The organism is uncultured Winogradskyella sp. (assembly GCF_947496485.1).
GTDB lineage: Bacteria > Bacteroidota > Bacteroidia > Flavobacteriales > Flavobacteriaceae > Winogradskyella.
On record NZ_CANMCZ010000001.1, the window covers coordinates 397,962 to 422,982 of the forward strand.

The 25,021-nt window shown below is 35.6% G+C and carries 13 protein-coding genes; 1 reads left to right on the top strand and 12 read right to left on the bottom strand.

The features are described from left to right. Positions 1-59 precede the first annotated feature (59 nt). Both Q0822_RS01675 and Q0822_RS01680 read right to left on the bottom strand, forming a co-directional pair. Positions 60-839, bottom strand: coding sequence for a DUF1080 domain-containing protein (locus Q0822_RS01675; protein ID WP_299119315.1), 780 nt, complete (start codon positions 837-839; stop codon positions 60-62). Further along, on the bottom strand, positions 836-3,739 hold the full coding sequence (locus Q0822_RS01680) for an alpha-L-rhamnosidase (protein ID WP_299119318.1): 2,904 nt from the start codon (positions 3,737-3,739) through the stop codon (positions 836-838). Before Q0822_RS01680 ends, Q0822_RS01675 begins: the two co-directional genes overlap by 4 nt. A 209-nt stretch (positions 3,740-3,948) precedes the next feature. On the opposite strand from Q0822_RS01680, the gene Q0822_RS01685 reads away from it, so the two are divergent. Continuing rightward, the gene (locus tag Q0822_RS01685) at positions 3,949-4,812 is read left to right on the top strand and encodes a hypothetical protein (RefSeq protein ID WP_299119321.1); all 864 of its coding nucleotides are present in this window, start codon (positions 3,949-3,951) and stop codon (positions 4,810-4,812) included. A gap of 108 nt (positions 4,813-4,920) precedes the next feature. Here Q0822_RS01685 and Q0822_RS01690 read toward each other — a convergent pair whose 3' ends face one another. From Q0822_RS01690 to Q0822_RS01735, 10 genes are all read right to left on the bottom strand, one after another. After that, a complete protein-coding gene (locus Q0822_RS01690; RefSeq protein WP_299119324.1) occupies positions 4,921-6,021 on the bottom strand; it encodes a 6-bladed beta-propeller in 1,101 nt (366 codons plus the stop codon). Between the two features lie 15 nt (positions 6,022-6,036). Next, a complete protein-coding gene (locus Q0822_RS01695; RefSeq protein WP_299119327.1) occupies positions 6,037-7,515 on the bottom strand; it encodes a DUF1501 domain-containing protein in 1,479 nt (492 codons plus the stop codon). A gap of 19 nt (positions 7,516-7,534) precedes the next feature. Next, a complete protein-coding gene (locus Q0822_RS01700; RefSeq protein WP_299119329.1) occupies positions 7,535-10,372 on the bottom strand; it encodes a DUF1553 domain-containing protein in 2,838 nt (945 codons plus the stop codon). 53 nt (positions 10,373-10,425) lie between these two features. Then, entirely contained in the window at positions 10,426-12,342 is a 1,917-nt protein-coding gene (locus Q0822_RS01705; RefSeq protein ID WP_299119331.1) for a hypothetical protein, read from the bottom strand. Between the two features lie 137 nt (positions 12,343-12,479). Next, positions 12,480-14,489, bottom strand: coding sequence for a T9SS type A sorting domain-containing protein (locus tag Q0822_RS01710; protein WP_299119333.1), 2,010 nt, complete (start codon positions 14,487-14,489; stop codon positions 12,480-12,482). Positions 14,490-14,663: 174 nt separating this feature from the next. After that, positions 14,664-18,137, bottom strand: a complete 3,474-nt coding sequence (locus Q0822_RS01715; RefSeq protein WP_299119336.1) for a glycosyl hydrolase — start codon at positions 18,135-18,137, stop codon at positions 14,664-14,666. Positions 18,138-18,242: 105 nt separating this feature from the next. Continuing rightward, on the bottom strand, positions 18,243-19,988 hold the full coding sequence (locus tag Q0822_RS01720) for a sulfatase (RefSeq protein ID WP_299119339.1): 1,746 nt from the start codon (positions 19,986-19,988) through the stop codon (positions 18,243-18,245). Between the two features lie 205 nt (positions 19,989-20,193). Then, positions 20,194-21,327 carry a glycoside hydrolase family 88 protein gene (locus Q0822_RS01725; protein WP_299119341.1) on the bottom strand — a complete coding sequence of 378 codons (1,134 nt, stop codon included), beginning with the start codon at positions 21,325-21,327 and terminating at the stop codon, positions 20,194-20,196. A 7-nt stretch (positions 21,328-21,334) separates the two neighbouring features. Next, complete coding sequence (locus Q0822_RS01730; protein WP_299119344.1) at positions 21,335-23,602, bottom strand: glycoside hydrolase family 3 N-terminal domain-containing protein; 2,268 nt, start codon at positions 23,600-23,602, stop codon at positions 21,335-21,337. 31 nt (positions 23,603-23,633) lie between these two features. Next, positions 23,634-24,977: a family 43 glycosylhydrolase gene (locus Q0822_RS01735; RefSeq protein WP_299119347.1), complete on the bottom strand. Its 1,344-nt coding sequence runs from the start codon at positions 24,975-24,977 to the stop codon at positions 23,634-23,636. Between the last annotated feature and the right edge of the window lie 44 nt (positions 24,978-25,021).

Here is a 25,021-nt window from a genome sequence, read left to right on the forward strand (position 1 = left end):
TGTTTTAAACTTTGATGTTTAAATATTGTTTTCAGTAACCTGACACATACATTCTGGATTTATAATAGATTCTTTAATTTTATATTCTTGTATTCAACCTTCATAGGTGGTCCAACATGAACTTGAACACCTATAAGACCTTTTACAGATTTATTGATTTCATCTAAATCGTTTACCTCACTAAAAAGAACACCATTTATATAATGTTGCATTTTATTATCTTTTATTATGAGATGAACAGTGTTCCAATCATTGAGTTTGATGTTAGATTTTAGCTGTGATTCCACCTTAGTTTCTGTAACGGTTCTGGTTTGCCAGCAGTTCTTCTTTACATTCTTACGCAAGTTTGTTTTTGGTATGCTATCAGGCATCTTCGGAATGGTTACTATTTCACCCAAATAAGCCAATGTCGTTCGCTTTTTTTCTTCGTAATTTTGACCTGTATATTTGTTTTTGCCATCAATATCGCATTGATAACCTCGTAATGCAAATGGCACATTATCAATAACTTCGCTTCTATAATTAATTCCACTATTCCCAGAATTGCTTATTCTGTAGTCTAGCTTCAGTTCAAAATTTTCAGGTTGTTCTTTTTCATAGATTATAAAAGAATTTCGTTTTAGAATGGTTTCTGGTGTTACCTCTCCTATTAAAATACCATTTTCAACACGCCAATATTTAGGGTCTCCATTCCAACCGTCTAAATCTTTACCGTTAAATATGGATTGAAATGTATTTTCTTTTTCTTTGGATTCGGTTTGGTGTTTACATGATGATAGACATACAACAAGGCTAAATAATACTAAACATATTTCAACTTGAAAAGCGTTCTTTTTCATATTGAAGTTTTTGAATATTCAATCTTATAGTTTCCTGAACCTATAATTACTGCACCTTCCGTAATTTCTATGGTGTTTTGCTTTTTAAAATCTTCAACCGACAGTCCATTAATTTGAAGACTTTCAAATTCTGAAGTAGTCACCATAACCTTCGCCTTTGTATTGAAAGGCACTTCGAGATTCATACTTAATACGTTGTCCTTTGTATTCCATTTATTTGTAATATCACCATAAGGTGTTGGTATAGTAACATTGGTGTGAGTAACTTCTCTAGGATATTCTGGATTCACTGTAAAAACTTTAAATCCAGGATTATCAATTGATGATTTTACACCACCTAAGGACTCATAAAAATAAGCTGCAAAACCACTATGCATTGGGTGGTTTAATGAGTTGGTTGGACCTTCCATTTCCTCCCAAACAAATTGGCGTTCTGGCCATGTGGTGAATCCTGAATTCATCACATACGTCTGACTAGGAAAATCTGGTGTGGTTAATATTTGATATGCTAAATCTGCCTTTCCGTATTTGGATAAAACGGTATATATGTATCTGTTTCCGTGTATTCCTGTAGAGTGGTGTCCGCCTTTCACTTCAAGGATATCGTGAGCTAATCCATTAACCACATTTTCTACTTCAGCTTCTGGAACCATATTAAATTGCAGAGCTTGAACTGTAGCGGTTTGACTTTGATACCATTTATGTTCTGTATTAGGGATTTCAACTAAAAATTCCTTATTGAATGCTTCTAACAAGGCTTCTTTTTCTTGTTTCATTTGTGCTTCATAAACTGGGTCATTATTCATTTTAGCAAAACGTTCCATAATACCTAAAACATCATAAAAATAGGCATTGGCTGAAATAATAGGGTCGCACTCCATTGCGGAAGGATTTGAACGTCTGTCCCAAAGTGGTGGGCACCAATCTCCCATACCATCTTGCATAATGCCATTATCGCCTTTAAAATTGAGATAGAAATCGGTCAGTCCCTTCATTTCTGGGTAGAATTCTTTTACAATAGCATCATCACCATAAAACTTATAATTATACCAAGGTAAGTACATGGTAGCAACTCCCCAATCTATTTTCGCATAGGTTGAAGTACGTTTTCCTGGTGCAATCATCGTTGGTACTTGAAAGTTAATTTCTGGATTATTATGACCCTTTGTTGGTCGCATTTGGGTGCGTATGTCTTCCATATATTTCTTGTAGAAATCGTACATATCATAATTGTACAACGCATACTCACAAAAGGCATGAGCATCTCCTAACCATCCGCATTTCTCACGATGTGGACAATCTTCTGGAATTCCATGTAGGTTATCTACAATGGTCCATTTACTGATGTTGTGCATTTTGTTCAATAATTCGTCTGAAGAACTAAAACTCCCCGTTTCTTTAATATCTGTAGCCACTAAAACCGCTTTAATCATATTGGCATCTGGCTTTGAAGAAATGCCTTTAATTTTAGCATATCGAAACCCATGATAACTAAATTTTGGTTCCCAAGATTCTACATCATCACCTTTACAGATATACTTATATATTTGAGGCATCCCATTGGCACCTCCACCTGTTGAACCTTGGAAAATATCTTTACCGTTAGTTAATAAAGCTTCTGTAGTGATGACTTCAACCAATTGTCCTTCTTTTTCTTTGACATTGAGTTTTACCCAACCCGCAATATTTTGTCCAAAATCTACAACCCATTCGCCATCTGCACCTTTGAACACTTTTTGTGGTTCAAACTCTTTAAGCTTTTTGATAGGCGGGATTTGTTGCGCACTTATTTTCTTTAGTTTAGGCAATGTTTCTTTAGCATTTTCCCATTTAGCATCGTTGTAACCAACAGTATTCCAATCACCTAGTTCGAAACGTGCATCATAAGTATCACCACCATAAATATTATTAAATACGATTGGTCCTGTTGCTTCTTTCCATGTTTCATCCGTGTAGAAATCGGCTTCAGTACCATCATTATATTGCAATTTCACTAAAAGCTTTACTGTTGGCGGGCCATAAGACACCCCTTTTTTATTTGATTCTGGATCTCGGTTCCAAGAAATATTTTGTCCGTAGAAGCCATTTCCTAAAATAATTCCAAAGGCATTCTTTCCAGCTTTTAGTTGTTCGGTAATATCATAATTGACATAATAGGCTTGCTTATCGTAGTTTGATGGTGCTGGGTCCAACACATGATCTCCGACTTTTTCTCCATTTAAATACAACTCGTAATAGCCTAATCCGCAGATATAGGCTTGTGCATTTTTTATTGTTTTGTCAATAGCAACCTCATTTCTAAAATAACTAGCCGCAAATCCATCAACAGGTTCTGGTTTTTCCATTCTACCTATTTTGTAATCTCTGAAACGGTGTTCTGAGGTTCTTGTATCCTTATTTAAAGTAATCCATTTGGAATTGCCCCAATTTTCAGAAGTCATCAATCCTGTTTGGAATGTTTGAACTTCAGACCAATTTGAAGCTACGTTATTTTCATCCCAAATTTTCACTTTCCAATAGTAGTTTTTCATTGCTTCTATTGCTTTGCCTTGATATTTTACAAAAGTGGATTGCTCACTATTTACTTTATCTAAATTCCATAAATCAGCACCATCTTCATTTAATATTTCTTCTGAGGATGCTACCAAAATATGATAAGCTGATTGTGATTTATTGTAACCTTGAGCATTAACAATCCATGAAAAAAGGGGTTGTTCACTTTCTATAGCTGATGGATTTTCTTTTGCATCAACAGTTAATTGTTCTAAAGCTATTGGTGTGATTAAGGTAGAACCCTGTTTACAGGATATACAGAAAACAGCTATTAAAAGAACTAAAAATAGAGCTTGTTTGTTTACCATTATAAGATTACATGAATGGATATTGATTTTGTATTTCATTTAAAAACTGTATTTCGTTTAAAAACTAAAGATATTAGAAAACGAAAAAAGAGTTATCCTGTACTATGATGTTAGGTAAAAAGAAAACTATCAAAATCATGTAAGTACAGGATAGCATAATTTTAAAAACATCTTAGTTTTAAGGAAATATTAAGATTTTTTATGGCAAAGTCTTAAAGAACCAATATAAACTTCAATACCAAATTAAAATGAAAAAAAGTAATCTACAAAATCTGAAAAAAATAGCTTTAATTCTATTATTAACTATTTCAATTTCTTGCTCTACAAACGACGTAATTGATTCATCAATTGACGAATCTACATTACAAGAATCACCAGACTCGACGGAATTACATGCAAAAGCAAGTTGTGACACATCGTTTCCAAACCTTGGCCCTGGATCACCTCAATCCTGTTCTGATGTATCTAATCCCAATAATAAAGGAACCCTTGACTGTAGAACTAGTGAAACTTATGGAGGTTATGATAATATTTCAGGAGGTTGGGGTAGATACAAAATTATAGGAGGCACTATAAGATATAATAATACTAAAACTAGAGTGGAACGATTTTTCAACACCCTTTCTCGCAGTCCCAATAAAGAAACAGTACTTACTGGCAGGTTTAGAATATATGATTTAAGCGATGGCAATACATGTATTATTCAATCTCATGCAGGTGGTCTAATTAAAAAAGGTGTTGAAGCAGGTAAAAAGAATAGTAGTGCACAATTTTTATTATACGCTAGAAAAGTTACAGTAAATGGTGTTAATAAAATTAGATTAGAAACTCATGTAACTACGAATCCTTACACACCAAGTGGAGGAGGTAGAACAGTAACAAATTTCAAAACCATTAACTACGGGCAAGAATATACTTTTAGATATGAAACAGGATATAATTCATCTAATACAGCATTTTCGAAGATAAAAGTTGGAGGTACAGAAAAAAACATAATTCATAACCATACTACTGAAAGAGTTTATACAAGATATGGTGCTTATGGCACAAGTGATACTGGAGACAAAACTGCACATATTCAATTTAAAGACATTAATCATTGTAGAGATTAAAATAGAATTTCAAAATAAGCAATACTAATTATATAATGAAAAGGAGACTCTTTAACTGTGGTCTCCTTTTTTTAAAGAATTTTTTAAAGCTCGTTTTTAGCCTTATTCTTAAACACGCTCTAATTTTATAGGATAGGCCTTGTTGGCATTCCATTGGCAGACGTATAAATTTTCATCATTATCGACACAGACATCGTGGCAATGCCGAAAAATGGGTTGGTCTTGTACCATTCGCTGTAACTTTCCTTTCTTATACTTTGGTTTTGTTCCGCCAGGATTAGACACTACTTTTCCATTTTCATCTAGGATGGTTACAAAACCCGATTTAGGACTTGTTTTAAAGGGGTGTGTACTTTGGTCGCCTTCTACATAATCGGCCTCTGAAGACCAACAAACGCCAGAGTATAAATGTTTGTTATGAATAACAGGTCGGCAGACAAAAGCACCTGGTAAATCTATCTGCTCTATATATGTACCGTCTAGTGTAAACCGTTTAAAGCAATTTGCTGCTCTCGATGTAATTAACAAAGTAGGTTCTCCTTTAGCTCTGTAATCGATACAAACACCATGAGCCGTTTGAAATTGGTCTTTTTCTGTACCTCTACCACTTCCTATTTTTCGAATAAATTCTCCATCTTTTGTAAATTGAAGAATATAATTTGAGCCATAGCCATCTGCTATATAAATATCACCATTAGGACCAATGGCACTCTCCGTTGGCTTAAAGGCATCCTTTTTATCATAAGTGCCATATTGAGAAGGATGCCCTATAATCATTAACTCTCTGCCGTCTGTTGTTGTTTTTATTAGACTTTCGCCTTTGGCATCACAGATAAATAAAAAATCTTCGGAACCGTCATTCCATAGTGATAACCCATGACCACCTTTGTAACGTATTCCCCAAGAATCGAGAAGCTTTCCTGATTTGTCATAAATCAGAATATTATTCTTAGTGTTATCCCCTACCATAATTAAACGGCCTTTAGAGTCCATAACCATTTCATGGCAATTTTTTACAGGTGTTACAGCTCTATCTAAATCTCCCCATGATTTATGTACTTTATATTTAAAATCTCCATGACCTATAATGGTATCATACATTTTCGGCTTGGACTTTAAAATATTAAAATGAGGAACAATCGCTAAACCTAAACCTGCTTTTGCTGTGGTGTTGATAAATGTTCTACGACTGATTTTAGACTTTGTCATGATGATTATAAATTATTAAGCGACATTTTCTTTTGATGATTTCATTTCTTTTCCGAACAAATCTAATATAGGCTGCCCTTTTCCATCTGGTGTGGTGTAAAATGGCCTGCCTTCGATTTCGTAATGGGTTTGAGAATCGATACCCAAAGCATGATAAATAGATTGATGCACCTGATCTATAACCACTTTATTTTCTACTGAAACACATGGTCTTTCATCTGCTGTTTTTCCGTAAACCAATCCTTTTTTAACACCGCCTCCCCACATTAATATTGAACCACCATCTGTAAAATGACGATGCATTCCATAATGTCGAATATGCTCTATTTTATCTGGTTGTCTGCTTGCTTGATCTTTAACTTCTTCTCCTGGTCTGCCTTCCATAATGGCATCTCTACTAAATTCACTCGCCAAAATAACCAAGGTTCTATCCAAGTGACCAGATTCGTCTAAATCTTTTATTAATTGCGAAACAGGTCTGTCTATTAAAGCTTTCATTTGTTTTGCTCTGGTATGTCCGTTAGCATGTGTGTCCCAACCTAAAAATGGTTCATATTCTGTTGATACGCTAATAAATCGTCCTCCGTTTTCAACCAAACGTTTTGCTAATAAACAACCTAATCCAAAACGACCTGTGTTGTAGGTATCATATTTTTCTTTAGGTTCTTGAGATAAATCAAATACTTTGGCTTCTGGCGAATTTAAAAGTCGGTACGACTGTTCCATAGAACGCATTAACGATTCTCTTTGATAGTCGCTAGCTTGCTCCATCACTTCACTTTTATTGGCCAGTTCTTTATAAAGTTTGTAGCGTGCTTCAAAACGTTTCAAGGACATGCCTTGTGGTGGACGTACACTATCTAAACCCTCTGATGGGTCTGGAATTAAAAATGGACCATATTCACTTCCTAAAAATCCGGCTGAATGAAATGCTTTTAATTCTTCGGCTTCGCCCATTGTAAAACGTTGTCCCATTGAAATAAAAGGTGGAATTACAGTATTTGCTGGTCCTAATTCTTTTGCAATCCATGCTCCAATATGAGGTGCTTGAACCGATTGCGGTGGCTCATAACAGGTATGCCAATGAAATTGATGTCTTGTATGCAAAATATGTCCTAAATCAGCTGCTTTATAGGATCTTATAATAGCTCCTTTATCCATTACATTTCCAATAGATTGTAACCCTTCAGAAAACTCTAGTCCATCAACTACTGTGGGATGTTTTGGAAATGTACTTAATACTTTATTGGTCTCTAAACCTTTTTTGAAAGGTGCATACGCTTTAGGATCAAATGTTTCGGTATGTGCCATGCCGCCTGCCATCCAAAGTAAAATAACACTATCTGCTGTAGCTGCTCTTTTCTGAACTTCGGGCGAACAGGAACTTAAAAAACTTGCTAAAGGAATGCTTGTTGCAGAAGCCGCCAAACTTGCTGCAGTCATCTTTTTTATAAATTCTCTACGCGAATTAACCTTGCTATTTTTATCCTTCATAACTCAAAAGCGATTCTTACTAGTTTATAAATTGAAATTCAGGCGACATCAAAACCGACCAAATCACATCTTGTACTTGTGCTGTACTTGGTTCATTCCCTAAAGCCTTATTTAAAATCTTTTGTTCTTCAGAAGATGGGTGCCTTCCTAATAATTTCTGATATAGCGCGTCTACCATTTCATTACTATCGTTTCCATAGGTATCGCGCCATTGTTTTGCTCCTTCTTGTAAAATGCGATTGAAAAAAGCACCATTTGTAAGTTCTAAAGCTTGCAACAATGTTGCTTGTTCTTCTCTTGTCGTAGCCACGATTTCTCGATTAGGTCTTCCTAAAGCTTTTAAAAACGGATGTTGTTTAACCAAACTGGCTCTTGCAAAGGTCTCCTTATGTTCTTTAAATGTAAATTCCAACAGCTTACTCCAATTATTTGTTCCGTAATCTCGAACTTCTACCCATTTACTATCATCAAAATTTAAATATACCCAGTTACTTTGAGGTGTTTTGTTTGTACTGACCCATGTTTTATCTGAAAACACCTTGATGGTTTTTCCATCTTTAAAATTTACTTTCATAGCAAATAATATACTGGCAGGATTATCAATCTTTCCTAAGTTATTGCCCTCTATCGCAATCACGTTATTTCCCTTAGTCAAGAGTTTAGTAATATCGAATTTTCCAACATCAGCCCAATTATTGCCCTCTCCTACTGGCTTTCCGTTAATGAATAATTTATAAGCATCGTCTACAGAAATTAAAACCGAAGCTTGTATCATATCATCTTTTATGAGCTTGAATTCCTTTCTAAAATACCGTTTACCAGGTAATGGTAATACCGTGTTTGTTAAATCTTTTTCATGATGCCAAATGCGTAACGCTCGCATTTTTTCTTCATTAGGATTAAATTCTACCGCTACATAAACTGGTGCAATTACCTGACTAATAGCATCCGAAAATTGTTCCGCACTTAAGCGTCTTAAAACAGGGCCTTCAAAAACGTAATCTTGCTTTAGATTTTCTGATGATTTATAATTGACTGTAGGTAATTGATATGCCTTAGACGTTATAATTCGTTTAATTAGATGCTTTAAGTCTGTACCTGAATCAATAAAATCTGCTGCTAACCAATCGAGCAATTCAGCGTTCCAAGGTTCGTTATCCATTTCATCAACCGGTTCAATAATTCCTCGACCCATTAAACGTTCCCATATACGGTTTGTGATAGTTCTATACAAACGTCCGTTGTCTTTATTAATCATTACTTCAGACAACTTTAGTAATCGTTCTGCTAATGTTTCTGCTTCAACACTACCTAGTTCGGGATATAAAAAATTGACTTTTGCTATTTTACCAATAGGTTTATCACATCTATTAAGTTCTAAAGGCTCTTCCGCAAAAATCGAAGCAAAACCATAAGCTTGCTCTAAGGTTAGATTACTCACAAAGCTATTATGACAAGACGCACATTTTACATTGACACCCATTAACGATTGACCTATATTTTGAGCTGCTTGCATTTCTGTACGTTGACTTGAATTGACCACACCTCTCCATTGAATTCCTTTAATAAACCCTTCTGATTCTTTGTCTGGATTCAATAATTCGGTTACCATGTGGTCATAAGATTTATTATTCTTTAACGCAGTATACAACCATCCTGTAATTTGAAATCTACCTTTAGTTATAAAACCTGTACCACTATAATCGTTTCGTAGTAAATCATTCCAAAAACTTAACCAATGTTGTGTATAATTGTCGGAATCATTTAATAAGTCATCAATTAAATCTACTCGTTTATTAGAATTATTATCCGCTACAAACGCATCTATAACTTCAGGTTCTGGCAGTAAACCAATAACATCCATGTAGGCTATTTTAATAAACTTACGATCATCGATTAAGGCTTGCCAAGACACATCGTTGCCATCAAAATAATTACTGACAATTTTATCTATAGGATGCGATTCTTCAGAAACTTTTGGTAATTCTGGTTTAACTAAAGCCAATTCAGCTTCTGGAAATATTTTAATGGCTTGATCCGACCAATGTGCTCCTTCGTCTATCCAAAGCTTCACAAGTGCTATTTCATCTGACGTCAACAACTTACCCTTTGTTGGCATGACGTCCTTATGATTTGCTGGAAGCGAAATACGTTTGTAAATTTCACTTTCTTCTGACTTACCTAGCACGACTGCTAATCCTGATTTTCCTCCTTTAAAAACACCTGCTTTTGTTTCGAGAATGAGTTCACCTTTTTGTTTATTTTCACTATGACATTGGTAGCATCTATGTGCAAAAAGTCCTCTGACTTCTAAGTTTAATTTGTCTTTTTGTAATTCTGATAATGTATCTACAGTCTTAAGTTCGGCCAGTAAAGCTCCAGATTCCTTACTTGTATAATTATCTTTATTTCCAGGTAAAACTGAAGAAAGATAATCCTCTCCATGCGTTAAATTCGCACCTAAATGTCCTGCTATTGTCAATAAAACTACTGTCATGAAAAATACAATGCGATAGGCTTTTAAATTTACTGGTGATTTTTTTAAGCTTGATTTTAAAACTAAGGCTGTAATCAAAGCTAAAACTGCCGTGGCAATTCCTGTGTATTGATGATTATCTACTAAATTGCCTGTATAGTCTTCTTGAGTTTTTAAGAACCAACCAAAGAGTGCCGAAAACACAGCAAAACCTGCACCGATATATACCATAAAACTGATGCCATCTCTAAGTCCTTTTCGCTTTCCATTTAAGGTCAGTAATTCTAAAATAAACCCTGTAAATAAAAGCCCAATAGGAAAATGCACCAATAGAGGATGTAAGCGTCCAAGAAATTGAAGAATCCAATTTGAGTTTTCCATAAGTCAAGTATAATTAACTTATGATTATTTTGTATCCTGTACCTTACTGTATTTTAACTAACAGCTATTGAAATAAGCAATTCATTGACATCTTTTTCAAAGAATATTTCAAAAGGAATGGCTTCTACACCAGGTACCATATTAAATGTTCTAGAGCCTTCAATGTCTTTTATTTTTAGAGGCACGTTAGCTTTTATCGTCACTAAACCTTCTGGTTTTTGAATGGTGATTTCTGTATCGCTTACGTTAGTCACAACTTCATTATTTGGCGAGATTATAGGTAAAACAAATGCAGTTGGCTCAGTAATATCTTGTTCTGTGCTGACGCTTATTTGTATTTTATCCGCAGAACACTTGTATGTAATATCAAAATCAGAGGCCGTTTCTGTCACTTCTTCTCGATCTACATTCTTCAACTTAACATCGGCCAATAATTCAATCGTTCCATTTTCATCTTTAGAGGTTACAGTAGCAGGTAAATCGAATAAGTTTGTGTACCAAATTTCATCTTTAAAGGTTTCAATTCTCGGTGTTAAACAGATGTCTTTATTGGGCTGTACCTGTTGGTTGTTTTTTTCTACCAAAGCGTATTCTGCCATACTTGCTGCGCAAAGAAGCCCAACTTTATTATGATACAACACACCTAAAGCACCTCCTGAGGCTTGACGATAGTCGTTTTTATAATGATATTCTGCATCATAAGCACTTACGGTTCCTCTCCAATTTCCTCTCGCGAAAAGATATACATCTAAATCCTTAAAATGCTTAACACCATCTGCTATGGTTCTTGGCAGGTTATTATTTGAATTGATTTCTGGTAAATGGTCCCAATGGTCCAATAAGGCTGCTAAAGGCTTTGCATGTGTAAACGTATGGTGCACGCAAGGTGGAATACCAGCTTCAATAAATCCAGGTCCACCGTGAATTAAACCATCTGCTGTACAACGCTGCAATAATTCTGTGTTTTTTACGGCTGCGGTTCCAAATGCAGGATTGATGTGTGCCATCATCCCAAAGGCTGGTTGACTGCCATCACAAGTTCTACTTCCCCAATATGTCCATTTATACATTCTGTTGCCCCAACTATTATCCCAACCACCATCTGGTAACATAAACTCTAAATGGCTATTTAAAGATTTGGTTAGAATTTCAAGAAGCTCTTTGTCATTTTTTTTAAGCGCATACATGACTAAACTATTTAAAGTTTCTTCAACATTATACCCTAAATCAACACCGTGTAACCCTTTTTCACTCAACTTGTTAGAACTCTTTTTACACTCTCCAAATAACAAACCTTCATTTGGCGTAAAATAAGCTTTTACTTGTTGCGCCAGTTCTTTACTCTTTGCTTTAAAATCATCTCTTTTTACAACTTCTCCAACTAAATCCAGACCATAAACTGCTGTACCTGGATAATTAATATTGGTGAAATCAATGGTGAACGTATCGTAAATGTACTGTCCTGCTTTTTCTAAACGTTTTGTCCAAGCTGTTCGCGTGACTTCATCTAAAACATGACCATGATAGTGTAAGGCTTCTGCCAAAGCAATAGCTCCAAAAATAGTGATGCCTTTCCAAGATTTTGGATTTTTAATAACCGTCCAAGATCCATTGTCTTGAGACACATTATTTTCTGCCCAAAGCATAACTAATTTAGCCCCTTCAACATATTTTTCATCTCCTGTTTTGTCTGCCATATATAAAAAAGGATACACCGCATCCATACAACGACCATGAATATGCGAACAAGACGGACAACCCAAAGCACCATGTACTTCCAAATTTGACGGATTGTTAATTTGTACTTTTAACATACCATCACTCCAATCTTTTAAAAGCCCTGAAATTAAGTTTTTGAATTCTAATGAGTGCTCAGGATGGCTAGAACAAGCATTTAATAATCCTGACATTGGAAGTGATATACCAACTCCTGCAACGGTTGAAAGTCTTATAAAATTGCGTCTTTTCATTGAGATATGTAATTAGATGATATGGAAAAGTAACATTACTACAAAGAAAAACTATCCTGTTTTATCCTGTAACTATAAAAACAAAAAAGGCTCTCATATAAGACAGCCTCTTTTGAATTACTAATATGAAATTATAATTAATTTATTATCAATTTAGTCTGAACAGTTTTATTGTCATCCGTTGTAGCACTTACTATGTATAAACCAGAAGTTAAATTACTATTAGTTCTAATTTCAATTTTTCCGTTAGTCGTTGAACCCTTATAGATCACTTTTCCAAGCATATTGTATATTTTAACTTCTGCATCTCTACTATTATTTAATGCAACCGTAAAATTAGTGGTTGCTGGATTAGGATATACTTTTATTGAAGCTTCAGTTAATTCATTATCCTCAATACTTAAAGGCTCACTGGTTGGTATCGCCTCCCATACGCTTCTGAGATCTGACTCAGGAACTGGGATATGTGTTACCAACCCATTGACTTCATGATACATAAATCTACCACTAGTACCAGACTCAAATCTATAGGTATCATCCGTGTCGTTATAGTGTAAGGTCCATACTTTATCTCCAGAACTTGTTGTTGTCCCTGTGCTTAAAACCACATAAGGACCTCCTGGACCACCAGAACCTGGTGCACGTAATATGCCGTTGACTTCACTATCTATATTAACCAAAGTGCCTTGTTGCACAAATGTCCAATGTGTATTTTGAGGTTCACCTGAATCTGTCATTGTAACTGGTGTAGCTGATGCTCCTGCATCTGTTAAGAATTGGCCTGTAGCTACATTTCTGAATCTAAAAATATCGTCAGAAGGTGGTGGACCACTAGTATCTGGAATTTCTACCTTCTCATAAGTCGTATTTGCCCATCTCATTTGTGCTCTACCTCCTCTCACGCGATATGCGCCATATCTAATGCCGGATTCTGTACCTCTTTCTGGTTCTGGTATATTCCAATTGAAAGCTTCACCTCCTATTACAGCATCAGAATAATGTATTTTTAAATCAGGATCATTAGGATCTTCTCTAAAACCAACCTCCAATTCAATATCTACTATCTCGTCCTTTGCAACATTCTTAAGAAAAACCTCAGTTCTTCCTGCAGATCCAGAGCCTCCTCGAAAATTGATCTGTTCTCTCCAAATGTTAAAAGATACTTGTACTTGATTACCATTGCCATCATCACCATATACAGGTCTTGCTAAATATAAACATATCGCCGGATCATTTGGTCCACCACCACCTGTGTGCTTTCCTTTAGTCTGCATGAGATAGCTCCCAGAAGTACCAAAACTTCCAGTATCACCAACTTCTAGAATTCTTAAAGTACCTGTAAACCTGGCATAGCTTCCTACACCAGTCTCTTGAGACCTAGGTAAAGAACGCTCTATTCTAGGCTGTAAGGTACCTGGAGTATCCCAATGGTTAGAACCATCCGTTATATTATAAGCACCCCAAATTTCACCATAGACATTAGTTTCATAATAATCCGAATAACATGTTCTGTCATCAACAGTTCCTACATTAACAGCGTTTGGTATATCTACATTTCTAGTATTGTCGTTTTGGAATTCACCTGAAGCTGGACAAGTTAGATCAGGGTTTGTATCTTCATCTGGAGCTGTCTCTACAGGAATTGGTACATAAGGAACGAGTTCCCAATTACTTCTATCATCCGTTTCTGAAACGACTATATGTGTAACCATTCCATTTGCGTCATGATACATAAATCTACCACTATTGCCAGATTGGAATCTATAGGTATCATCAGTTTGATTGTGTTGTATCGTCCACACTTTATCAGCATCAGCTGCTGGTGCAGATGTAGCAGTACTAACAACTACAAAAGGGCCTCCTGGCCCACCAGCACCTGGTCCGCGTAATATTCCTAAAATTTCACTATCTATATTATAAAATGCACCGCTTTCTACAAAAGTAAAATGGGTGCTTTGATCTTCTTCACCTAAATTTGTCATAGTAACTGCTGTGGCACTTACTCCTGCATCTGTTAAAAATAGCCCAGTTTCCACATTTTTTAATCTAAAAATATCATCAGAAGGTGGCGCATCTTGCGCTGCTATGCCGAGTGAGCATAATGTAAAACAGAAAAATAATAAGGTTTTAAAAGTAATTTTTTTCATAGCTTTTGTGAATATTTGACTTATTCATATTCAAATTTTTCTTTAATATTATTCAATATAACTAAATAAGGTATCCTGAACTATGCTGAATTGAAAGATAATTACCTTTTATTTTGTTAAAAGTCAATTTTTGAGGATAAATGAAATGTCTAAAAGCATAGAATAAAGAGTCAATTAATTTAGTATTTTTATAACTACTGGTCCGATTAAACCAGAATCACCTAATTCAGTCTCATTTTTTTTAGGTGGATTAGTTGTCCAAGTTTTCTTTTTACCTTTTGGTCTTTGATTATCAAAAATGAGCTGATTTCGCCAGGTATTGGTTACTTTTATCTCTAATCGATTTTCACCATTTGTCACCAATTCACTGATATCAAAAGTAAAAGGTGGTGCCCATTTTACACCGACTTTCTTATCATTACACCAAAGCTCTGCAATATTTGAAACAGCTCCTAAGTCGATAATAGTTTGTTTACCTGAAGATTGTAAATTGAAGGTTTTGGAATATGTTGTGGTCCCTGAATAGTGTTTAACAGCATCATTCTCCAATTCGGTAAGTGATTTTAATTCTTGAATTTCAATAGACTTCGGAGTATCCCAACCGTCATTAAATAATAATTTCCAATCCGTTTGAAGTGATTGCTCATTTACTTCAATGGTTTTAGATGTTTTATTTCCATTTTGATAAAAAGTATATTCTCCTGCTTTTGAAGCAAGCAAATTATCGCCTTTCCAAGATATGCTCGGAAAATCTTCTGTATCATGGATGTTGTACCATCCTGTTTCCGCATTTAAAATAACGGCATTATCATAAGTTACTTTTGAGGCATAAGGCAATTTATCACCTTTTGAAAAAACCACAATTGTACTTCCACTTGGTGGAAAAGATAAGGTCACATTTGTTCTATCATTTGATGTACTCCAAACTTTTGCTTCTTGTTGTTCTCCATTAAAAGCATTCCATAATTGTGGATACGAATCTTTAATTCTGAAACTCAATGCAGCATCAACTGGTTCATCGTGATTTGAAGCGACAAAATAAATATGTGCGTCGGCCGTTTCTCGGTGAATCCATTTTATATCTAAATCATCTGGAACAATGACATCTTGAGAAATACGTTCAGCTTCTAAAACAGCATCAAGTGATTTTCCCCAATACACTTTTCCTTTTCCTACTTGTTTTACACCTTCAATAGTATTTCCCCATAACTCATCGGCTATTGCGGCTAATTCTTTTAAATCATTCTCATCATCCATTAAACTTGGTGAACCTAATGGTTTATCGCCAAGAATTACTGCTCCTGCCAGCACTAATTCTTTGAGTTTTTGAGCTGTAGATAGCAACATTTCTTTTGAATCTCTAAGCGTGATGATTCGATAATCTCCTGCATTCTCAACATGGATTTTACCATTTTCAACACTCAATTTATCGTGTAATATTTCAGCATTTAAATAATCAAAACGATAGCCTTTAGGAAATTGATCTAAGTCAAAAGGTGGACGCTCAAAATGGTCTCCATAGTATCGCAATACGTCTGCAACATATTCGCCTTGTTGTAAAACATACTGGTTTCGCGCTAAATAATCCGTCCAATCCTTCATATATGGCCACCAGGTTTGTTGACGTACTAATGGAAATCCAATATTACCGCCAAAACTAGAACCTGGAAACACATCAGTTTGTGGTGTATGGGAAAAGGTATGAAATACCAAATGATTGACACCCTTGGTAAAATTATAGTCGATTAAATATTTTACCGAAAATGGATGTTCATTCCATTTCACACCCAACTGTGTACATGCTTCAGCTGCTAAAACTGGCTTATTATACAGGTGTACTGCAGATGCTGCATTAAATATTGGTTTTGCATATTCTCTTTGGGCAGATGGTTCTTTAGGATACCAAAATTCGGTCATTGGAATATCACTAACGCCATAATAACGCATAGGATCAATAGGTAAAACTTCGCCTCCTGCACCTTCGGTATAGACTTCCGCGCCCAGATCGTGCGCCACCATTGCAAAATGGGTAAAGAAATTATCAATAAATACCTCATCCATGGTATGGCGTAAATCTCGTAAAAACTTAGTCGTTACTTCAGGACTTTCAACGATATAACCCATGGTTGCAGGTAAATAGGTTTTCATGCTATAACCTCTACGGTTTTCGAACTCGGCAAACATATCTTCAGAATTCATGGTCCAAGTAGGCACATGGCTTTCCCAACTATCAATCAATAATCCGTGTAATTTACCATCTCCAATTGGACCTCCATCTTTAATTAAGTTTCCAATCATACCGTTTCTTAAATGGTTTTCAATGGCAACTTTATCCAACTTACTAGATTCCCAACCCGTAGCTTCGGGCACTGCAGGTTTATTGGTTAATCGCATATTGATATGTCCAAAACGCACAATGGTCCAATTGCCTTTGGGAACGTCCCAAATTAATTGCCCTTCAGAAGTCATTTTATCAGAAAGATTAATAATTGCATTGGATCTAATAATGGTGTTTTGAGCATAATCAATTTGTATATCGTCTTTAAGACGACGCAATACTTTAGCCGCTTTAGCTTGATGATTATGAAGTTTTGGATTTGAACTTAATCGAATGAATTCTGGCGCAATGTTATGATTGCCTTGAAACGCAAATACAAATGTATTTGATGTGGTTTCTGGAATCGCCAATGTGAGATGCTTACGACGATCATTCCAATTGGCATCAGGTAGCTTTACAGTTGTAATTGTTTTTAGTTCGCCATCTACTAAGGCTTCAACTTTAAGTGCTACATCTACTTTTGGATATTGCGTACCTACAATGATGTGACGCAGTTGCGGAAAGGTAATCGTGCGTAATGTCACTGCATTATCAAAGACAGTTTTTACCCAAGAATTAGCATCGTTTACTTTTGTAATGCCTTGATTTCTATATTGTTTTAAAGGTTGATCTAAATACGTATTTTTCCGTGTAACGATGAGTTTAGAATTTGGATTAAAGATGGCTTCCCATGGGACTGCACTATTGTTGGTTTCAATTTTTGAAGGATTTAAAGATTCTAAATCATCACCTTCTGGTGTTGGGAAAGCTAATACTTGAATATCTTGATAGTCGTAATCTGGTGTTGTAAATAATGAATCTAATTCTAATACCTCATTATAGGTTTTTCCACCTGAAACTCTGTAAACTGACTCAACCATTTCACGTTGTGCCTCTTCCACAGGCACCCAAGGACCGCCAGTCATTGACCAACCTGGACAATTTTGCATAGTAAATTTTAAGCCTAAACGCTCACATTCGTCTGCTGCATGCCGAATCATATCTTCCCATTCTGGCGATAATATTTTGATGGGATCTACATTTGGGAATGGTCGTCCGTTTTTGTTAAACAGGTGTATACCTTTTAAACCAGCAGCTTTTATCGCTTCTAAATCTAAGGTTAAACCTTCCTTGCTAATGTTATTTCCGTTAATATGAAACCAAGTTTCGGGATAGTAGTTATCAGATGGTGATTTAAATTCGTTACTTAATTCCGTCAATTTTATTGACAATTGCTTATTGTCATCCTTATGATTTTGTTCATGAGATTCACAACAAATCAGGGATAGAGAAACTAAAAACCATAAAAAAAGAGGATACGAAATTTTCATATTAAAAGATTAATTACTAACGATTTTAAGGTAAAAAGATGCCTATGAAAAACTATCCTGTTTCATCCTGTACCGATTTATAAAAGAAATACTATTTAGAATTATCTATTGGATTTCAATAACTGAACTAGGCTTAAACCCAATACGATGTGCCTGTACTACTAATTTTGCACCTTGGGGTATGTCTATCGCGCTTTGATAAACTTCCCAAGATTTGGGTACTTTTTCTCCATTCTTAACCACTTTAAAACCTATAGAAGCGCCTTGGGTCTCACAGTTGATTGTCACTTTCCCATTGTCATTAGTAATGATAGGTTCTAAAGTTACAGGTTGAACATCATTGTCATACCACAATTTTTTAATCAATTCAGCTTCAGGCAAATCAGGATTATCTTCTATTACTCCAAGCCAATTATCCATTTCGGCACTCAGCTCATTTAGTTTGTCTTTATATTCGGGATGGTTTGCAAGGTTGTTTAATTCGAACGGATCAACCGAACAGTCAAATAATTCTTCTTTGGGTTTGCTTTCTCTGAACCATTGCTTTTGAGCTTCATTGAGTTTGCCTTCGTCTCGCAGTCTCAATAATTCTTGCATGGCTGGAATGCGTTCTCTATAGGTTATAGGCAGATAATAGCCTTGTTCTGGCCTGTAATTTCTTATGTATTTAAACTGTTTATCTCTTACCGCCCTGATGACATCGGTTTCGGCATCAAAACGGTCGGCAGCTGCATGAATATAATTGCGTTTCTCAGCTTTATAATCGCCTAAAAAAGATTGGCCTTGCATATACGATTTTGGTTCTTCGCCAATAAGCGACAATAAAGTTGGTGCAAAATCTACAAAACTAATTAACTGATTGTCTTTGGTACCTGCTTGCAATTTTTCAGGAAATCGAATAATCATAGGTGTGTTTAAACCTGAATCGTAGATTAATCGCTTTTCTCTAGGTAAGGGTCCACCATGGTCTCCGTAGAAAAATACAATCGTATTCTCTAGTAAACCGTCGTCTTCCAATTGTTTTAAAACTGCTCCCACTTGCCTATCCATTTCTGCAATATTATTGTAGAGTTTCCACATGTCACGTTGGGTGACCTCATTATCTGCTAGATAAGGTGGAATTTTAAACTTAGTATCCTTAGGAATATGCACAGGTGTTTCTTCTTCGGTCATACGATTATTAGCATGCGAAGCTCCTTTATTTTTCCAATTATAAGAGCTATCTCCAGCATGATACAATCGTGTTTCAATTTCTCGAAATCCATAAGGTTCAAACAAACCCGACTCATGTGTTTCGGTAAAGTTAATCACTGAAAAGAAAGGCTGATTATCTTTTCTATTTCGCCAATGCGCATAAGGACTACTCTCATCCCAAGCTGTAACTGGTGCTTTAAACTGGTAGTCGGTTTTATAATTGTTTGTACAGTAATAGCCTGCTTGTCGCAACCATTCACTTATCATTTTTACGTCGGATGGTGGCACTGCTTCATAAGCAGGTAGTCCTCTTTCTTTGGTATATGAATTCGTTCGCATGTGATTTGCTCCAATACTCGATGGATACATACCTGTTGCTATCGCTGCTCTACTTGGTGCACAAACACCAGATGTTGAATACAAGTTCGGATAAATAACACCTTCGTTTGCTAATTTACTCAGGTTAGGTGTTGCAACGGTAGTATCTCCAAAAGGCGGAATATAAGCTCCCATATCTTCGGTGACTAACCAAAGTATATTTGGGCGTTTGGGTAACTCCAAAGCGGCTTCATCCTTAATTTGTGTATTGGATTTTTCTTTTGGTTGACATCCAACCAAACAAATACATATTATTAGTAATAATTTAAGATATTTCACATTTTAACCATTTGAATAAAATAAAGAAGAGGCTGTCTGAAAAGTCAATAAAACTATAAACTGTCACATTGAGCATTGATTGAAAGCACACCACGAAGTAGACGAAATGTTTTAAAAATCAAAATTTTAGATTTCTCGACTACGCTCGAAATGACAGAACGAATTCTTTTTAGATAGCCACTTCTTTATTTTACTATTTTTCAATTTATTCTAACTTCAAAATCTCGCTTCCTGCCAATAAAAATGCACCTGTTCCAAAGTTTTGCCATGAATCTACTGAAGCTGGCTCTGGGAAAGCACCAATATTTTGTACCCAACCTACACGACCATCTTCGTGCTGGCACGCAGCCATAGCTTTCCATGCCTTTTTAACAGCAGGTGTATGTTTTTTATCTAACAGACCATTATTAATTCCCCATGCCAAAGCAAAGGTGTGGAATCCACTACCGCTAACTTCACCATGGTCGTATGATTCTGGACTTAATAAACTTGTGCGCCATAAGCCATCCTCAGGCTGAATTTCTAAAATTCTACTTGCCATTTCTTTATATAAATTCACGTAGAAATCTCTGTGCTCAAAATCTTTTGGCATATCTTCTAACAGTAATGCCAAGCCACCGATGACCCAGCCATTTCCTCTAGACCAAAATACTTTATTACCATTTGGTTCTTTCTTATCTTCATCATTACCTTTCCAAACAAAGCGCATGTCCCTTGCGAATAATTTTTCTTCTTTGTCGTACAATCTATTATAGGTTTCCATGTAGTACTTATGCATTTCGTCTAAGTACTTTGGCTGCTCTGTTTGCTTAGCATATAAATTGATTACGGGTGGCGCCATAAACAGGGCGTCGCACCACCACCATAGAATGGTTTTGTCTTCTTTACTTTTATTTGTTCCATCTTTCCAAGCATTATCTTCATAAAGATGCGTATCTAAAAATTTTTTAGTAGGTTCTAAATCTGCAAAATTTCTTCGTTTTTCATTCTCTGCAACATACAAATAGCTATACGAAATAGCAACATCATCTGCATGGTACAATCGTTCAAATGGTTCCCAATTATTTTTTACCGCTTGATTTTTGAGAGCAGCCATATACATCATATTTTTTGTTGTATGATGCGCTCGTGCAACACCTGTGTAATAGGCACCATTGGTCCAATCTGTAGGATGAATTGCAAAAATAGGATGTACTTCTTGCCATTCTAAAGCCTTTATCATTGATTTTTTAATCTCAGTTTCATTAAAAACATCCTTTTGTTCTGAGGTTGTTTTTTGAGCTTCAGAACAACTAAAAAGAATTAATGCAGCTACTACTGTTACAATTGATTTATTCATTTTAAATTTACTTTTTTAGTTTGAATGTAGTTTCTAAATAGTCTTGAGACGAGGTCCCAATTTTAACGGTATAATCACCTGCTTCTAACACTTTTTCCATTGAAATTCCTGTAAACTCTAACATTTTAGGTGTTATTGTAAAGGTGACGGTTTTACTTTCGCCAGCGTCTAATTCTATTTTTTCAAAACCTTTGAGTTCTTTATCTGGTCGTGTTACGGAACCTATTTCGTCTTTAATGTAAAGTTGAACAACTTCTTTTGCTTTCATGCTGCCCTCATTGGTTACCTTAACACTCACCTCAAGTTCTGTCTCTGGTGTTATTTCTCCACTAGAAATTGAAATATCTGAATATTCAAAATCACCATAGCTTAAACCATGACCAAAAGGATAAATTGGTCCGTCTTCTAAAAATAAATATTCTTTTTTATAGTTAATCTCTTTCATACTATAATGAAACGGTAATTGCCCAATAGACCTCGGAATTGTAACAGGTGATTTACCAGATGGTGACACCTCTCCAAATATAATTTTTGCTGTGGACTCATCTCCAAATTCACTTAAATCCCAGGTGTCTAAAATAGCATCAGCTTCCTTAGCAATTGTATTAATAGATAAGGTTCGACGATGTTTTAAAACAACGATTACAGGTTTTCCTAAGGCTTTGATTTTTTCAACAAGTTCGTCTTGCGGTCCAACTGGGTCAATAGTAGCACGGTCACCTTTAGTGCTGTTACTAAAATAGGCTTCCTTTGCTGTAAACTCATCACCACCTAAAAATAAAATAGACACATCTGCACCTTTAGCTGTATTTACCAATTTTGCAATGGCTTTTGGATCTCTATCTAACAATTTTGGCGCTCCGCCTTTTTCATTGGTTAGATTAAACCCTTTTTCGGCAACGAATTTGATATTTGAACCTGAAACTGATTCTAACATCGCTTTAGTATTATCTTTTAACAATGGCCCTAAAAGTGCCACTTTCATTGACTTTTCTTTATTTAATGGTAAGGCATCATTTTCATTTTTTAATAAAATAATAGATTCTAAATCAGATTCTTTAGCTAATGCTAAAGATGATTCTGCACGAACACCTTTTTTGGTTTCTTCTAAATCTATATAAGGGTTATCAAACAATCCTAAAATGAATTTTGTTCTTAACACACGTCTTACAGACCTATCGATAAGCTTTTCTAATTCTGGATTTTTCTTCACCATTTCTGGTAAGTAGGCATACGAATCCTCAGCATATAAATCAATATCAATTCCTGCTTCTAATCCCATTTGCGCTGCAGCTTCAGGCGATTCTGCTACACCCATAAAGTAAAATAAACGTGCAATATCGTTTGAATCTGATACCACATAACCTTCAAATCCCCATTGGTCTCGAAGTACACCAGTTAATAATTCTGGATTCCCGTGACTTGCCACACCATTTAAATCTCCGTGAGATGCCATTATACCCAAAGTTTTTGCTTCTTTTACAGCAGCTTCAAAGGGTGGATAAATTTCATCAATAAGCGTTCTTTCAGAAATTTCAATAGCTGCAAAATTAGAGCCACCTAATACTTGTCCGTAACCTGCAAAATGTTTTGCTACAGCTCCAATATGCGTTCCGTTTCCTAAGCCTTCGTAATTACCTTGAACACCAATTACAGCATTTTTAACCATCTGCGTTGTTAAGTACGTATCTTCTCCAAAAGCTTCACTCATACGTCCAAAACGAGGGTCGCGAACAATATCTGCTTCAGGTGAATGGCACATATGCATTCCTCTTAATCTTGCTTCTCTACCAACCACATCCCATTGTCGTCTTACTAATTCTGGATTGAATGAGGCCGCAGATGTCATAGGTCGACCAAATTTGGTACAGCCCTCTGCATCTACACCATTATAGGATTCTGTTACAAATAATGCTGGGATGCCCCAACGGTTGTTTTCTATAATATATTTTTGAAGTTCGTTATTTAATTTAGCGGCTGCCACAGGGTCAATATGCTCTCCCGGATTTTTGATTCCGGCAATACCTAATTTTAATTTTTCAATGACTTTATCGGAAAGTTTCAAGTTGCCATTTTCATCTGGTTTAGTACCAATATTGGCATGAAAAATTCGCATTTGTGCTACTTTTTCTTCAATGGATAACTTTGGAAGCAAAGCTTCTACGCGATCATCAATGGATAACGAAGCATCTTTATAATCTTTTTCTGCTGGTTCAGCGCAAGATAGTATCGCTAAGGCTAGTGCTGTAAATACTATGAGTGACTTTCTTTTCATTGTTGGTTAATATTAGTGTATGTATTTGTTATTACTTAAATCTAAATCTATTTATTTTTAAATTTTCTACGGAAGCAGCTTTAAATACCAGACATACTGTTTGACCATTTTGTAACTCTTCTATTTTGAAACTTTCAGTTTTAAACGCTTTGGTACTATTAGATTTGAACTTACAGGTGGCTAAAAGCTTTCCGTTTGGATTACTTTCCCTAACTTCAATCTGTGTATCTGTTTGTGATAGAAATTCAAATTCTATTGTACTTTTTTTATTTAAATTCTGAATGTTTGGATAGGTTACAAAACCATTAGTTGCCTTTGGATTTATGGAAAAACCACCAATAACGTTTTCTGTTTTATCTACATTTTCTGCCTTAAAATAATCTTCAGCTTCTATTGCACCATTATTTGCATCATACTGACCAACTCCGATACCATCGACTCTAATCGTTGCGATTTCACCATTATCCTTGTAATGCACATAACTTATAAAAGCGTCTCTAAAATAACGATTACCGGTTTGGCTAATATCACAATACACAAAATACGATTGATTATGCCACTCGAAAAAACTGCCGTGACGGCCTTGTAAAAAACCATTTGGCCATGTTGGACTATCATAGCCTTCGGTAAAACTACTTTCTTTGATAATGGTATCTACATAATCATAAGGTCCGTACAAATTATCAGATATGGCATAAAAACAGCCCCAAGATAAATAGTATTTTCCATTATACTTGTGCACAAACGGTTTATCATCCGTTGGCATATCATTATTTTTTCCATCTCTATTATAGGGTCCTCTCGGGTTATTGATAACAATCTTTTTTGGTGCTTCAGCAAGACTAATCATGTCGTCATTGAGCTTAGCAACATAATAATTCCAGACTCCAAAAAAGATATAATGGTCTCCATCTTCTTCAAAAATGGACATATCATACTCGTGCGTTGGCGTTAAATCGGAAGTTAATAATGGTTTTCCTAGTGGGTCTTTCCATGGCCCAATAGGTGTGTCACTAACTACAACTCCCGTTTGTTCGTTGCCTTCGGAAAAATACCAATAATACTTTCCATTATTATAGGCAGCATCTGTGGCCCAACATCTTGAATAATCCTTTCCAATATACGTGTCCTTTGGATGAAGTACACTTCGTTTGGTCCAATTCACTAAATCTGGTGACGACCAAACCCACCAATCGTCCATGATGAATTTATCATTCGTAATGGATTTATCGTGTGAAGCATAAACGTAAGCCGTATCATTAAAAATATGAATGTGTGGGTCATTTAACCCTTGATTTGCAACAATTGGGTTTTGAGCATGACAAAAAATGGTAACACAAAAAAGAAGTTGCGTATATATTAAACCATTTTTCAATATTCTAAATTTTGTAATAGATTTTAAAGATAAAATATGATGAA

Coding starts and splice junctions, on each gene's coding strand:
- Q0822_RS01675 (WP_299119315.1), bottom strand. CDS start 839: ATGAAAAAGAACGCTTTTCAAGTTGAAATATGTTTAGTATTATTTAGC.
- Q0822_RS01680 (WP_299119318.1), bottom strand. CDS start 3,739: ATGAAATACAAAATCAATATCCATTCATGTAATCTTATAATGGTAAAC.
- Q0822_RS01685 (WP_299119321.1), top strand. CDS start 3,949: ATGAAAAAAAGTAATCTACAAAATCTGAAAAAAATAGCTTTAATTCTA.
- Q0822_RS01690 (WP_299119324.1), bottom strand. CDS start 6,021: ATGACAAAGTCTAAAATCAGTCGTAGAACATTTATCAACACCACAGCA.
- Q0822_RS01695 (WP_299119327.1), bottom strand. CDS start 7,515: ATGAAGGATAAAAATAGCAAGGTTAATTCGCGTAGAGAATTTATAAAA.
- Q0822_RS01700 (WP_299119329.1), bottom strand. CDS start 10,372: ATGGAAAACTCAAATTGGATTCTTCAATTTCTTGGACGCTTACATCCT.
- Q0822_RS01705 (WP_299119331.1), bottom strand. CDS start 12,342: ATGAAAAGACGCAATTTTATAAGACTTTCAACCGTTGCAGGAGTTGGT.
- Q0822_RS01710 (WP_299119333.1), bottom strand. CDS start 14,489: ATGAAAAAAATTACTTTTAAAACCTTATTATTTTTCTGTTTTACATTA.
- Q0822_RS01715 (WP_299119336.1), bottom strand. CDS start 18,137: ATGAAAATTTCGTATCCTCTTTTTTTATGGTTTTTAGTTTCTCTATCC.
- Q0822_RS01725 (WP_299119341.1), bottom strand. CDS start 21,327: ATGAATAAATCAATTGTAACAGTAGTAGCTGCATTAATTCTTTTTAGT.
- Q0822_RS01730 (WP_299119344.1), bottom strand. CDS start 23,602: ATGAAAAGAAAGTCACTCATAGTATTTACAGCACTAGCCTTAGCGATA.